The organism is Cloacibacillus porcorum, from assembly GCF_001701045.1.
Lineage (GTDB): Bacteria > Synergistota > Synergistia > Synergistales > Synergistaceae > Cloacibacillus > Cloacibacillus porcorum.
In genome coordinates this window covers 818,147-832,632 of record NZ_CP016757.1, presented here as the reverse complement: position 1 = coordinate 832,632, position 14,486 = coordinate 818,147, and the positions used below count along the sequence as shown (strand labels likewise).

11 protein-coding genes are annotated in these 14,486 nt (G+C 52.4%); 6 read left to right on the top strand and 5 right to left on the bottom strand.

Annotation, left to right across the window (positions count from 1 at the left end):
- Window positions 1-20: 20 nt before the first annotated feature.
- The 5 genes from BED41_RS03760 to hutH all read right to left on the bottom strand — a co-directional run bounded on the left by BED41_RS03760 (window position 21) and on the right by hutH (window position 6,197).
- Entirely contained in the window at window positions 21-2,384 is a 2,364-nt protein-coding gene (locus tag BED41_RS03760; RefSeq protein WP_168160224.1) for an ATP-binding protein, read from the bottom strand.
- A gap of 121 nt (window positions 2,385-2,505) precedes the next feature.
- The gene (locus tag BED41_RS03755; RefSeq protein ID WP_157102394.1) at window positions 2,506-3,375 is read right to left on the bottom strand and encodes an IS3 family transposase; all 870 of its coding nucleotides are present in this window, start codon (window positions 3,373-3,375) and stop codon (window positions 2,506-2,508) included.
- The gene (locus BED41_RS03750; RefSeq protein ID WP_066742616.1) at window positions 3,372-3,815 is read right to left on the bottom strand and encodes a transposase; all 444 of its coding nucleotides are present in this window, start codon (window positions 3,813-3,815) and stop codon (window positions 3,372-3,374) included. Before BED41_RS03750 ends, BED41_RS03755 begins: the two co-directional genes overlap by 4 nt.
- A 48-nt stretch (window positions 3,816-3,863) precedes the next feature.
- Window positions 3,864-4,520 (bottom strand): AfsR/SARP family transcriptional regulator, encoded by a 657-nt coding sequence (locus BED41_RS03745; RefSeq protein WP_066743245.1) that lies wholly within the window; start codon window positions 4,518-4,520, stop codon window positions 3,864-3,866.
- 138 nt (window positions 4,521-4,658) lie between these two features.
- Window positions 4,659-6,197 carry a histidine ammonia-lyase gene (hutH, locus tag BED41_RS03740; RefSeq protein WP_333543841.1) on the bottom strand — a complete coding sequence of 513 codons (1,539 nt, stop codon included), beginning with the start codon at window positions 6,195-6,197 and terminating at the stop codon, window positions 4,659-4,661.
- A 322-nt stretch (window positions 6,198-6,519) separates the two neighbouring features.
- Between hutH and BED41_RS03735 the strand changes: the two genes are divergently transcribed.
- The 6 genes from BED41_RS03735 to BED41_RS03715 all read left to right on the top strand — a co-directional run bounded on the left by BED41_RS03735 (window position 6,520) and on the right by BED41_RS03715 (window position 14,456).
- A complete protein-coding gene (locus tag BED41_RS03735; RefSeq protein ID WP_066743243.1) occupies window positions 6,520-7,827 on the top strand; it encodes a Na+/H+ antiporter family protein in 1,308 nt (435 codons plus the stop codon).
- Window positions 7,828-8,111: 284 nt separating this feature from the next.
- Entirely contained in the window at window positions 8,112-8,243 is a 132-nt protein-coding gene (locus BED41_RS16835) for a hypothetical protein (RefSeq protein WP_268217946.1), read from the top strand.
- Between the two features lie 34 nt (window positions 8,244-8,277).
- Window positions 8,278-9,468, top strand: coding sequence for a M20 family metallopeptidase (locus tag BED41_RS03730; protein ID WP_066743241.1), 1,191 nt, complete (start codon window positions 8,278-8,280; stop codon window positions 9,466-9,468).
- 105 nt (window positions 9,469-9,573) lie between these two features.
- On the top strand, window positions 9,574-10,974 hold the full coding sequence (locus BED41_RS03725; RefSeq protein ID WP_066743239.1) for a YfcC family protein: 1,401 nt from the start codon (window positions 9,574-9,576) through the stop codon (window positions 10,972-10,974).
- A 119-nt stretch (window positions 10,975-11,093) separates the two neighbouring features.
- Window positions 11,094-12,284, top strand: a complete 1,191-nt coding sequence (locus tag BED41_RS03720) for a M20 family metallopeptidase (protein ID WP_066743237.1) — start codon at window positions 11,094-11,096, stop codon at window positions 12,282-12,284.
- 138 nt (window positions 12,285-12,422) lie between these two features.
- Window positions 12,423-14,456, top strand: coding sequence for a M13-type metalloendopeptidase (locus BED41_RS03715; protein ID WP_066743235.1), 2,034 nt, complete (start codon window positions 12,423-12,425; stop codon window positions 14,454-14,456).
- Window positions 14,457-14,486 lie beyond the last annotated feature (30 nt).

Genomic DNA, 14,486 nt, shown 5'->3' with positions numbered 1-14,486 from the left:
AGCCGCAGGCGCATTCAAAATCAGAGGCCGAAGCGCTCCCGCAGCATTCTCACCCGATGCGGGACAGGGATCTTCGCGTAAATGGAGACAGCCTCTTCGGCGTACTCCTTCGAAGATTTTTTAAGTATTTTATTGAACTGCGGCGGCAGGCCGCCCTCCTCCAGCATTTTCGCAAGATAGGCCTTGGCCATCGCGTGAACCGATATCCATGAATGCTTTCTTATCGGTGCGGAGAGCAGCTCGCCTATCTCAAGCGAACGATAGGCGTCGTCATAACGTTTCTGCTCGGCATCCGCGATCGACTTCAGACTGTAGAGTATGGAGCCGCAGCGCCCGCCCTGACAGCGTTCAAAGACCTTCGTGCCGCGGTAGATATTCTCAAACATCATCTCCATGTCCCCAAGGTCAAAAGCGACATCCGCAAGATGGGCGCGGAAATGGCTGCTGCCCCAGAAGAGCCCCTTCTCTTCGCAGACACTTATACAGTGGTTGAAATGCTCCACTGCCTTCGCAAAATCACCCTGCCAGTGGTAATTCTCCCCGATATAACACTCCGCCGCAAGCATGCTGAGCGTATAATTCTTGCCCAGCAGCGCCTGTTCCTCAAAGATGGCGATCGAGCGGCGCAGCACCTTTTCCGATTTTTCATAATCCCTCATGATTTGAAAGGCGACGCCGATATAGCGCAGCGCAATGCCCATATACTTCTCCCGTTCATCGTCGCGCGCCGCGTTAAGCATCTCCCGCGCCGTGCGCATCAGAGGCTCCGCGTTGTCCGTCTGGAGGAAATAATGCCCCATATTCGAAAGGGAATGGATGTATATCGTAGAGAAAGAATGTTCGCGCGCTATCTTCATCGCGCGGTTCAGGAGGACCCGACCCCGGTCATATTCTCCCCAGCAGATCAGGTAGCCCCCGCACAGCTCCAGATAAGAGGCCTCCATCCGCATTATCTCTTTCTCGTTATCGGCCCGTATATTATTTCTGATATCGGCCAGCAGGGCGCTCATCGCGTCCATCTTCTTCTCCGTATCCGAGCGGTCGTTGTACGGGTGCGTACAGGAATAGAGCACATCGTCCTGGATGAGCGGGAAAAGATCATGGTTGAGCGTTATATCAAATATCATCTCGCGCAGATGCTGATTCAGGACATTCTCCGGCAGCCCGGCCTTAGTATAGTGGTAACAAAGCATCGAACTGAGCGCGGGGTCCCATTTCCTTGGCGAATACTGCCCGTTAAGCGTGTCCGCGACCTTTTTATGATACTCGCTGAGTTTGAAGCCGGGAATCGCATCGTACACGCAGCTCCTTAGCTTGGCGTGGCTGAAATCGACATGCACGCCAAAGTCTATCGTCTTTATCTCTTTGATCAGCATCTTGCGCAGAAGCTCTTCCGCCACCGCCGAGACCTCCTGGGGCGGCTCTCCCATTACCTTGGCGATCAACGAAATGCTGGCGCCGTTTGTAAATACAGACAGCACGCGCAGAAATTCCCTCTGCTTTTCCGATATCTCGCCAAATCTGGCGAGCATGACGCCGCCCAGACCGCTGACGGTAAATTCCGCCTTTGAATTCGCCCTGAGCAGCTTTACCATCTCAGCCACCAGCAGCGGCATGCCCTCCGTTTCGTTATAGAAATAGTCTTTATCTTTTGATTCCAACAGCTCTTTATCAAGAAAATGGCTGCAAAAAGAGGCCGTCTCCGAGCGGTCAAACGGTTTGAGGGGAATATGAAGAAAATTGATCGCTCCGGCATCCTTAAGCCGTGTAAGCGTGCGCATTATGTAATCGCTCTTTTCCGGACGGCTCGTAATAAATACCGTGGCCGGTACGGAGAGGTTCTCGATAAACACTTCGAGCATATGGATAGACTGTTTGTCAAACCAGTGCATATCCTCCAGGACGATAACTGGACGCCGGCCGCCGGCGGCGCGGCAGACAAGGCGGCTTACGGCCCTTCCGATGATTATGGGGGTCCGCTCCAAAACAACGACGGAATCAGCGTTATAAGCTATCCGCCTGCCGCTCATAAAATTGGGAAAAACCCCGGCGAGCAGCGAAAAATTTACCCCGCCGTCCTCCGGCGATTCCTCCGTACAATACAGCGCCGCCTGCGACACGAGGTTATTCCATGACGAATATGGATAGTCCAGCCCCGCCTCGTAGGATCTCGTCGACAATATTATATGGCTCTCGCCGTCAAAAAACGACAACACCTTGTGGAGCAGCGATGTCTTGCCGATCCCCGCCTCGCCGTCTAAAAAAACCGCCACGGTGCCGTCGTTATTCTCCAGCCGTTCAAAGATCAGCGACTGTTCCCTCATTCTGCCGACAAAGAACGAATCCGGCGAAACATCTCCCATCCCGCCGTCATGCGTATCCAAAACTATCATACGCTTAAAATATTCTTCCGCCCGCGCCGAGGGTGTAAGCGAAAGCTCCTCAGAGTGAACAGAGTCCCGAAAACCGCACAGCGCTATAAAAGCTCCCAAGGGTATCAAAAATTTATTCAATAAAGAGACTTCGATATTGCATCGGAGCCTTTTTCAATTTTATCTGTATCCTGTCGTTATTATAATACCTTATATATTCGTCTATGGCATCTTTGGCCTCCTCGTAGTTCTCCCATTTTACTCGGTTGACGAGTTCTGATTTAATGTGACTAAAGAAGTTTTCTGCACATGCATTATCCAAACAATTTCCTTTCCTTGACATTGAGACCTTGAGTCCGTATCTTTGTGTCAGGTTGAAATATGCATGGCTTGTATATTGAAACCCCTGGTCGCTGTGGAGGATTGGTCCATCAGCGACCACCTTATTATTGTTTTCAAATGCTTTCTTCAATGTATCGGTTACTAACTTAATATTATTATTACGACTGATTTGATATCCCTGTATGGAATTATCAAAGAGATCTTTTATCATGGAGAGGAATATATTACCCTTTTTTGTTCGTATATATGTGATATCAGTAACCAGTTTCTGGTTTGGTCTGTCGGAACGAAATTCTCTGTTCAGGATATTCTCATAGCTGTGGATATTTCCTGACATCACTTTAAACTTTTTCTTTTTTCTTATTTCCGCTTGAAGTCCCGCTTTTTTCATAACACGCCTTACCCTCTTATTGTTTACATGAATGCCAATGAAGTTGTTGAGCCACAGAGTCATTCGCCTGTACCCATAAGTGTTTTTGTTGATATCCTGTCCCGTTCTTATTGCTTCTATGAGAGGACCGTCTTTATCTTCCATTCCACGCCGCTTTAGCCAACTGTAGTATGCAGAGCGTGATACGGACAAAAATCTACACATTCCACAGACAGAATGTTTTGTTGAAAATTCAAAAATGATTCTGTATTTAATATTTCTTTCTATCACCACCTTTGCAGCTCTAAGGCTTTTTTTAATACGTCGACCTGCATTTCCAGCTCTTTGATCTTTTCTATGCTATTTGTAACTTCCAATTTCTTATCTGGACAGTCACGTTTTGAACTAGAAATATCCCCTTGTTCGATAAATTCCTTACACCATCGTCTTAAAAGAGAGGGACTTGAAATGTTAAAAGATGAGGTAACATCTACCATAGTACGTCCCTCTTCTAAATGAGCCGAAACAGCTTCAAGTTTTACAGCCTTGCTGTAGGTTCTTTTTTTCCTTGTATCATCCAGTAAGTCCTTCTGTCCGCTCTTATATAAAGATATCCATGTTTTAATAGAATCAGGACTAACACCAAGTTCTTCAGCAATCCGCCTTCGTGGAATTCCCTGTTTGTGCATCTCAATTGCTCTTATTCTTTCTTCCGTTTTACGTTTACGCATAGAAGATCCCCCTTTATATGTATTTAGTTTTATTATAATCCAGGGGCTTTATTTGGCTGTCCGATTTTCGGGATGCTGTTCAGAGAGACGGCGCTTATACTCGCGGAAGAGAGTGCTTGCCTTCGCCGCTCCGCGTCTCTTGAAATAGATATCCATAAGTTCCAGCGTGGAATCCTCGTCAAAGGGGTCGGCCGCTATGAGCATCTCAAGCGAGCTCTCGAGATTATCCTCGTCCTGCGAATCATAACAGGCGGTAATGCGTGTTTTCAGCTTTTCTGTCACGCGTGTCTTGAACTGCGATTTGGCGATAAGAAGCCAGTTGCCGAAATCAGCGCACTCGGGAATATCAAATCCCTTGAGCAGCTCGTCGGAAAGACACTGCGGCAGAGGCGTATCTACGTCGCTTATTCTGTCTATGATATCCAGGTCGCAGGAGAAACCGGCCGCCGATACATAGCGGCGGTCGGCAATTATCGAATCTTTGGGAAAATATTGTTTCAGCAGATACAGCGCGTTTCGAAAATTATTGTAGGCCGAATTTTCGTCCTTCGTACCCCAAAAGATGGAAGCCAGCTTTTCACGGCTGGCGCGCCCCTCTATGGCAAGGTAATAGACTATAGCCTCGGCTTTTTTGAGGGGGAGACGAAGCGCTTCTCCATTGATCTCTATTGACGGCGTACCTATTACCTTCACCTTTACATTCATTTCTCCCCATCCTTTTCTCCAAAATAAAAATACAGGGAGAGCTGTTTGCAATATTCTGTTTTGCAAATCCAGGCGCTCTCCCTGTATATATTATTTTAATACATATACCGTTATCGCCCTACCGGCGGTTACAAGATACTATCTCAACGTGCCGACCGCCTCTTCGACGGCCTTGACAAGCGTTCCGTCCGCGATAAGCTCTGCAGCCAGCTTTTGGTCTTTATAAAAGACCCTGTCCTCTTCCATAAACTCCACCGCGCCGCGTATAACCTTATATGCGGCCTCCGTACCAGCGCCAAGTTTCCTCTTTTCCTGAAGGTCAAGAGCCTGGGCGGCGCACATAAGCTCTATGCCGAGAACCATCCTGACATTTTCCAATATCTGCGCCGCTTTGCGCGCGCCTATCGTACCCATGCTGACATGGTCCTCCTGTCCGGCCGATGTGGGTATCGAGTCTACGCTCGCGGGGTGAGCAAGGACCTTATTCTCCGAGACAAGGGCCGCGGCCGCGTACTGCGGAATCATGAAGCCGCAGTTTATGCCGCCGTGCTTGACGAGAAAGGCGGGAAGCCCGTGGTTAAGCGCCGGGTCTATCAGCTTTGCGATACGGCGTTCGGAGATATTACCCAGCTCTGAGAGCGCGATACCTAACGTATCTGCCGCTATCGCCACCGGCTGTCCGTGGAAATTGCCGCCCGAAAAGACATCGCCGGTATCGACCAGGACTATCGGATTATCGGTGACGGCATTGATCTCGTTCTCCACGACGGAGGCGACATAATCTATAGCAAGACGGCTGGCTCCATGTATTTGTGGAATACAGCGCAGCGAATACGAATCCTGCATACGCAGTTCGCCCTGCGTTGTAACATATTCGCTGCCCTCAAGCAGCCGGAGCATGTTTTCCGCGGCCTCTCTCTGTCCCGAATGCCGGCGCACATCCTGTATGCGAGGGTCGTAGGCATTTTTGATTCCGCGAAGGGATTCTACCGTGAGCGCCCCGACGATGTCGGCGGTCTTTTTCAGCGTTATGGCGTCGGCCAGCACATGGGCCGCGACGGAGGTCATACACTGAGTTCCGTTGATGAGGGCGAGCCCCTCTTTGGCCTTAAGCTCGATAAGCGGGATCTTCGCCTTGGCCATCGCCTCGGCCCCCTCCATTACGACGCCGTTATATTCGGCCTCGCCGAGCCCGATCATCGGCAGCACCATATGAGCGAGCGGACAGAGGTCTCCGCTTGAACCGACCGAGCCCTTCTCCGGCACCACGGGATGAACGCCTCTATTGAGCATATCGAGTATGGTGTTGATGACTACCGGACGTACGCCGGAAAATCCGTTAAGAAGGGAGTTCGCACGCATGACCAGCATCCCGCGGACGACGTCGGTCGGAAGCGGCGCGCCGACCCCGGCGGCATCCGCCAGTATAAGTTTTATCTGAAGAAGATTTATATCCTCCTCCGGTATCGCAACCTCAGAAAATCTGCCGAATCCGGTATTGATGCCATACATTGGGCGTCCGCCTGCGACAAGCTCCTCGACCAGCGCCCGGGACTTTTTTACGTCCTCCATCGCCTCAAGGCTCGCGCATACCTGCGCGCCGTTTCTCGTTATGCGTATCAGACTCTCCAGCGTAAGATCTTTTCCATTCAATACGATTTCTTTCAAAGCACTCACTCCTTTTCGTCTATCCGCCTCCCCGCGAAACAGACAACGCAAAATCTTACCTCATGAAAGATACCCTCAACTGCATCGTTTTGACCATCGGGTATATTGACAAACTAATGCAACTCTATTTAAAGATAATCCTACTAATTCATCAAATTACCATCAAACCATAAATATTGCCCGATTCGGTCTATTTAACACTTTGATAAAATAATTATATAGTAATGATACTCTTAGTTCATTAAAGACCGTCTCCCTGAGAAATATTATTTGCAATTTGTTGTTATTTCTATAAGAAATCAAATTAATGTTGTTTTGGAGGCAGAGAAAAATGATATTGTTAAATCCGGTCGTCATTTCGGTCATCGTCATGATAGGTTTATGTCTGATCAACCTGAACATAGTGCTTGCGCTGCTCCTCGCCGCGCTCGCTGGAGGTCTGGCCGCCGGCATGTCCATCCCGGCGACGATGGGTGTTCTGATCAGCGGCATGGGAGGAAACGCCGAGACGGCGCTAGCCTATTTTCTTCTCGGGACATTCGCCATCGCGATAAACAAAACAGGCCTGGCCTCGATCGCCTGTAAAAAAATCGCGTCGATGGTGGGAGAGCACAAGATTATGCTGATGTTTCTCATCGCCCTTATCGCGTGCATCTCGGGAACGGTGATTCCCGTCCATATCGCGTTCATCCCTATCCTCATCCCGCCGCTGCTCTTCCTGTTCAACAAACTCAAAGTCGACCGCCGTCAGGTCGCCTGCGCCCTCGCCTTCGGACTCAAATGCCCCTATATCACGCTGCCAATCGGATACGGGCTCATCTTCCAGGGGATCATCGCCGCGGAGATGGGACGCAACGGCATGGAAATAGCCAAGGGATCGGTCCCCGCCTATACATGGGTGATAGGCATAGGGATGATCATCGGTCTTCTCATCGCGGTATTCATAACCTATAACCGCCCGAGACACTACGAGGATAAACCGATAATCGGCGGTTCGGCGGAGGATATGCCAAGCACCTTTACAAAGACGCACTATCTGACGATGGTGGCGATAATTGCGGCCTTCGCCGCCCAGCTATGGTCAGGCTCAATGCCGCTGGGAGCGCTTGTGGCGCTCCTCGTCATGATCGTCACCGGGGTGTTGAAATTCAAAGATATTGACGAAAGTTTTCTCGGCGGGCTTGAAATAATGGGACTCATAGCCTTCGTAATGCTCATCGCCGCCGGTTACGGCACGGTCCTCAGAGAGACTAAATCCGTTGAGCACCTTGTAAACAGCGTTGTATCGCTGGTCGGCGGAAGCAAGTTCTGGGGGGCCTTCCTCATGCTGGCCGTTGGGCTGCTCGTTACGATGGGAATCGGGACCTCTTTCGGCACGGTCCCCGTAATCGCGGCCATCTACTGCCCGCTCGCAATGCAGCTCGGTTTCTCTGTCGGAGCGACAGCCTGTCTCATCGCCGCCGCCGGCGCGCTGGGAGACGCCGGTTCTCCCGCCTCCGATACGACGCTCGGTCCCACGGCGGGACTGAACGCGGACGGACAGCACAACCACATATGGGACACCTGCGTACCGACGTTCCTGCATTATAATATCCCGATATTCATCGCCGCGATGGTTGGAGCTTTGGTCCTTTATTAATCAATATAGTCTCTTCAGGCGGGTTTTGTTCCTCCCTGCCGCTGTATAGAGATGAAAGACACGGCCCCTTTTGCCGGAAAGAGGGCCGTGTCTTTCATTCTTTTCTCAAATCTATCCTGCGGTATCAAAATTACATCAATATCATATTCAAAATATCAGATTACTCTCAGTAAAATTTGATAAACCAATTACATTCACCTATTACTATCTATATATTGAAATATATTTTTAATTTTTTATTTTAACAAGAAATCATAATCTACCGAGAGAAAGCAGTGAGGATAATGGAGCTAACAAAGGATCAGCTTGGTATGCTGCACGGCGAACAGGGAGAGGCCGTAGCCTATGCGAGGGTCTCTCTCTGCCGCTCTTTAGATATTTCCCTATTTTCTTTATGGGGCTGCTTAATGTACTGAGATAAAAAACATCATATAAAAGGTGGTAGTCAAAATGTCAAAACAGGCGTTCGAAAAGGCTCATTGCTATCTTTCTCAAAAAAGGGCAGAGATGACTGCCTTCAGCGATTATCTCGCGGCCCATCCGGAGCTGTCACAGGAGGAGTATGAATCCAGCAGATTGATGGCTGAAAAATTAATCAGCGCCGGATTTTCCGTGGAGTATCCCTACCTGGGGCTGCCTACCGCTTTCAAAGCCGTAAAGGCTTCGCCCGCCTGCGCGCAAAAAAAGCCTGTGGTCGCAATTATGGCGGAGTACGACGCGCTGCCGGAAATCGGCCACGGCTGCGGGCATAATCTCCACGGTACGATGGCCCTCTACGCGGGGTTGGCCGTTGGGGAGGCGATCGGCGAAACAGCGGGAGAGATCCGCGTCATCGGTACGCCCGCCGAGGAGACTGACGGAGCAAAGGTCCAAATGGCGGACGCCGGAATCTTTGACGATGTCGACCTTGCCTTTATGTTCCATTCCTACGCCGGTGAGAGCTTCGCCGATTATAGGGCGCTTGGCATCGACGGGCTTGAATTTACATTTACCGGACAGACTTCCCACTCCGCGGCGTCACCGTGGAAGGGGCGAAGCGCGCAGAACGGGATGCTTCTCTTTATGGACGGCCTCAATATGCTCCGGCTGCATATGCATGATTACTGCAGAATGCACGCCATAATAAAAGAGGTCAGAGGCGCCGTGAATATAATCCCGGACCTCGCAGTGTGTCAGGTCGAGACGAGGGCTCCTGATAAGGCGATGCTTGCCGGGCTGACCGAAGCGGTGATCAACTGTGCGAAGAGCTGCGCCGCCGCTGTAAATACGGAGGTATCGTGGAAGAAATTTATGAAAAGCTTTGACTCGATGCTGCCGAACCTCGCAGCTGAGCTGCTCGCTGAGAAGACTATGGCGGAATATGGCGTCATATGTACGAAAAACCACCTCCCCACAGGGTCGACAGACGTCGGTAACGTCTCCTACAGATGTCCGGCCATACAGCCCGAGCTTGCAATAACGGAAGAAAAGCTTGACCTCCATACGCGCGGGTTCGCTCTGGCGACGACCAGCGAAGAGGGACATTCCGCCCTCGTCAAAGGTGCGGCCATAATGGCGGACATCGCCCTGAAGGTACTTACAGACCAAAGCTTGAGAGAAGATATCCGCGCGGAATTCGAGTCAAAGATCTCCGCATTGTGAGCCGCAGAAACCGCACAGATAATTTATTCAGCCGTTTCCGTGCATAGTGAAAGAGCCGGCTTTTAGTAAAAAAATAAACATTTGGGACAAAGAGAGGTGTTTCTTATGACAAAATCATCAATGAAGTTCAAACTTAAGGTACCTGACACATATGTATTGCTTTTCCTCATAATTTTAGTGGCGGCGCTGGCCTCGTGGCTCCTTCCGGCAGGAGAATTTCAGCGGACGGAGAACGCCGCGGGCCGGCTTACAATAATACCGGGGACATATCACAACATCGCACAGACGCCTGTAATGCCGTTCGATACGCTGATAGCCGTGGAAAAAGGGCTGATAAACGCCGCCAGCACCGTATTTTTCGTGTTTATCTCCTATGCCTCGCTGATGATAATCATCGCCTCCGGAGCCATCCACGCCGGTATCTCGAGAATGCTCCAGATGACGCGTGATAAATACCGTATTTTCATAATCCCTATATTTGTATTCCTCTTCGCGTTTGCCGGCGGAACATACGGCATGTTTGAGGAGGCGCTCAGCTTCACCCCCATATTTGTAGGACTTGCGATAGCCCTTGGCTATGACGCGGTGACTGGGATGGCGATCGTGGCGATGGGCGTCGGACTCGGTTACAGCGGTTCGTTCACCAACCCCTTCAATGTCGGTATCGCACAGCAGTTTGCGGAGCTGCCTCTCTTCTCCGGCATCGCATACCGCTTATTCTGCTGGTTTGTGATGTGCACGACAAGTGTCGCCCTCATTATGCACTATGCCATAAAGGTAAAGAGGAATCCCCAGTCAAGCGCCGTATACGGCATCGAATGCGGCGACTTCGGGCTGGACCAGTCCCATCTCGCAAACCTCGAAATGACAGGGCGTCACAAGCTGATACTCCTCACAGGGGGCGCCACGATCGTCATTATGGTCATCTCTGTCCTCAAGTGGGGATGGTATCTCGACGAACTTGCGGGACTTCTCCTGGGTATGGGAATATTATGCGGCTTCATAGCCGGCTGGGGACCGGACAAGATCGCTAAGACAATGGCGGCGGGGTTCAAAGATATCGCCTACGGCGCGATGATGATAGGCATCGCGAGAGGAATTCTGATCATCCTGCAGCAGGGAAATATCGTAGACACCGTCATCAACGGGATGTTCATCCCGCTTTCGACAATGCCGAAATGGCTCGCCGGGATCGGTATGCTGTTCGTACAGACGCTTATCAACTTCTTCATCCCCTCGGGATCGGGACAGGCCGCTACGACAATGCCGATCATGGCGCCGCTGTCAGACTTACTGGGGATATCACGCCAGGTCGCCGTACTCGCCTTCCAGTTTGGAGACGGCCTCTCAAATATTCTGTGGCCGACGGCGTTTGCCGCCGTATTCTGCGGCGTGGCAAATATTCCCTACGCCAAATGGATGAAATGGTTTATTCCAAGGTTCTGCATCATCTTTTGCATTCAAGCCGCTCTGATAGTTATCGCGATAATGATCGACTATCGGTAGCAAAAAGGAGGAGCAGAGGCTCCGGCTCCTATATAAAATTTGTTCCGTCTGAATATTCAGTTGTATCAGTCTTAATAATGGTAAAATAAGAAAAATACTTGTTAAGGCAGATGATACCGATGTCAAAAGAGGCATTCAGCCTGGCGCAAAACTATATCACGGAGAAAGCCGGAGAGATGGCGGCTTTCTCCGATTATCTCGCGGCTCATCCCGAGCTGTCGGAAGAGGAATATGAGACAAGCCGCATGATGGCGGACAAGCTCCGCGAGGCGGGATTTGCCGTCGAATACCCATATCTCGGACTGCCCACCGCCTTTATCGGGAAGAAGACCTCTCCCGACGGAGAGTCCGCCGCCGGCAGGCCGGTAGTCGCGGTGATGGTCGAGTATGACGCGCTGCCGGAGATCGGACACGCCTGCGGCCATAATCTGCACGGCACAATGGCGCTCTACGCCGGCATGGCGGTAGGCGAAGCAATGGGGGACCTCGTCGGCGAGCTGCGCGTCGTCGGTACCCCGGCGGAGGAGACTGACGGCGCGAAGATACGTATGGCCGACGAGGGCGTATTTGACGACGTAGATTTCGCTGTCATGTTCCACTCCTTCGCGGGAGAGAGTTTCGCCGACTACCGTTCTCTCGGCATCGACGGGCTGGACTTCACCTTTACGGGTCAGACCTCGCACTCGGCGGCCTCCCCCTGGCGCGGCCGAAGCGCCCAGAGCGGGATGCTGCTCTTCATCGACGCGCTGAATATGCTGCGCATCCATATGCACGACTACTGCCGTCTCGCCGCCTACATTACGGAGGTCAAGGGCGCGGTGAACATCATCCCTGACCGCGCCGTATGCCGCGTCGAGGCGCGCGCCCCGGAGCAGAGCATACAGCGCGAGCTGACCGCCGCCGTGCTGGAATGCGCGCGCGGCGCGGCGATCGCGACGCGCACCGAAGTAAGCTGGAAGAATTTCGAGGGCAGCTTCGCGCCGATGCTGCCGAACCTCACGGCAGAAAAGCTGGCAGAGGAGACGATGGCGGAATATGGCATCATCTGCACAAAGGGACACCCCGCGACCGGTTCTACCGACGTCGGCAACGTCTCATACCGCTGCCCCGCGATACAGCCGGAATTCGCGATAACGCCGCGCAGCCTTGATCTCCACACGCGGGAATTCGCCGCGGCGACCACCGCTGAGGAGGGACACGAGGCTCTCGTCAAAGGCGCGCGCGTCATCGCCGATATCTGTCTGAAGGTATTCACCGACGACGATCTGAGAAAAAAGATAAAAGCGGAATTCGAGGCGGCAAAGAGATAACTTTAAAGCATGCATATGAAAACGGAGCCGGTCCAGGCTGACGGCTCCGTCTCTCATGCTACAATATCAGCAGCCCTCCGTGAGTACCGACTGTTGGCGGCGCGGAGGGAGAGAGCAGACACGATGGAGGTAGAATAAATGATCAGATCATGGACCGGCGTATTTAAATGCGCTGCGTTGCTTGCAGTCGCGTTTTTCGGCGCTGCCGGCGGCGCAGAGGCGGCGTGGGTCAATTCGGATATCGCCGATTTCCCCGCCGGCGCGAAGGCGCCCGCATACCACGACGATTTTCACCGCTCGGTGAACCACGACTGGCTATCGAAGGCTAAAATACGCAAGGGCGAGGTTCGCATCGATTCTTTTTCAGAGAGGTCGGACGAGGTAGAGGCACAGATAAAGAAACTATTCAAAGACCGTTCGCTGAACAGCCACGAGGCGGCGCTGGTGCAAAAATTCCATGGCATGCTGCGCGACTGGAAGAGCCGTGACCGTCTCGGCATGGAGCCTGTGATACCATACGTCAAACGCATCGAGGCCATCAAAGACATGGAGGGGCTGACGGCATACCTGACAGACAGCCGCGATCCGCATCTAGGCTCTCAGCTCTTCGATATCGGCGTGATGGCAGACCGCCGCGACGCGACAAACAACACGGTGGCGATCGCCACGACGGGGCTGCTGTTGACGGACGCCGACGAGTACAGGGCAAAAGAGCTAAGCCCATACGCAAAGCGCCGCAAGGCGGCTAACGATGAATACATAGTTAAGCTGCTGCAAAAGGCGGGATACGACCGAAAACAGGCCGAAACGATGAACGAGGGGCTCTTCCGCGTCGAGAATAAACTCGCGGAACGGGCGATGGGACTTAAGGAGATCTATTCGCCGGCAGCACAGGCCGCCATTTACAACGTACGGACAAAGGAACAGCTTACCAAGGCTTCGGCCAATTTTCCGCTTACGGCGGTAATTGACTCGCTGGGTTACGGCGACAGCCGCGAGTTCGTCCTCATGGAGCCTAAATGGCTCAATTCGCTGAACGAACTCTACCGCCCGGAGAACCTTGAAGATATAAAAAGTTACCTCATCATCAGGACGCTGCTTTCAACGGCAAACCTGCTGGACCGTGAGACGCGCGGCTGGGCCGTGGAACACGGAAACGCCGTGATGGGCAGCAGCGGCGCGATACCTGACGACAAGTACGCCTACGAAATGGTCTCGGCCTATCTCGGAGAACCGCTCGGCAGACTATACGCGGAAAAATACGCCGACCCCAAGACAAAGGCCCGGATCGAAGAGTTTATCGCGAAGGTGGTCGGGTATTACCGGAACATGCTGCACGGCGAAAGCTGGCTGTCGGAGAGCACGCGAAACAAGGCGGTGACCAAGCTCGACAATCTTACGGTGCGCGTAGCCTACCCCGATAAGTGGGAGGATTTTTCGGCGCTGGACTTTAAGGATACGAAAGAGGGCGGCAATCTCGTGGAAGCTGTCGCCGCCATCGCCGATTTTGAACGCCTGCGCGACGTCAAGCTGGTAAATACAAAGGTTGACAGGAGCAAGTGGCTCGCCGATCCTCAGGAGGTCAACGCCTACTATTCACCCTCTGACAACTCGATCAACATCCCCGCCGGCATCCTTGGAGGCGCCTTCTATTCACCCAAGGGCGGCGAAGAGGAATTGCTCGGAGGTATCGGCATGGTGATCGGGCATGAGATAACCCACGCCTTCGACACAAACGGCTCACAGTTCGACGAAAACGGCAACTTCGTCAACTGGTGGACGGAGGCGGACCGCAAAGCCTTCGATAAACGTTCGAAGAAGATCAGCGACTACTTCTCCACGCTGGAGGTTATGCCAGGAGTGAAGGCCGACGGCGAGCTGGTACTCAGCGAGGCGATCGCCGACCTTGGCGGCCTCTCCTGCGTGACGGCAATCGGCCGAGGCGTACCGGGATTTGATTTTTCAAAGTTTTTCAAAGCCTACGCCAGACTGTGGCGCAACCGCAAGACCAAGGAGGCTGAGGAACAACGGATAAAAGAGGACGTCCACCCGCTTTCCTATCTGCGCACAAATGTAAATGTCCAGCAGATACCTGAGTTCTATACCGCCTTCGGCGTCAAGCCCGGCGACGGCATGTACCTCGCGCCGGAAGAGAGGGTCGCTCTCTGGTAGCGTCAAGCCGCGCTTAAGGGAACACACGGC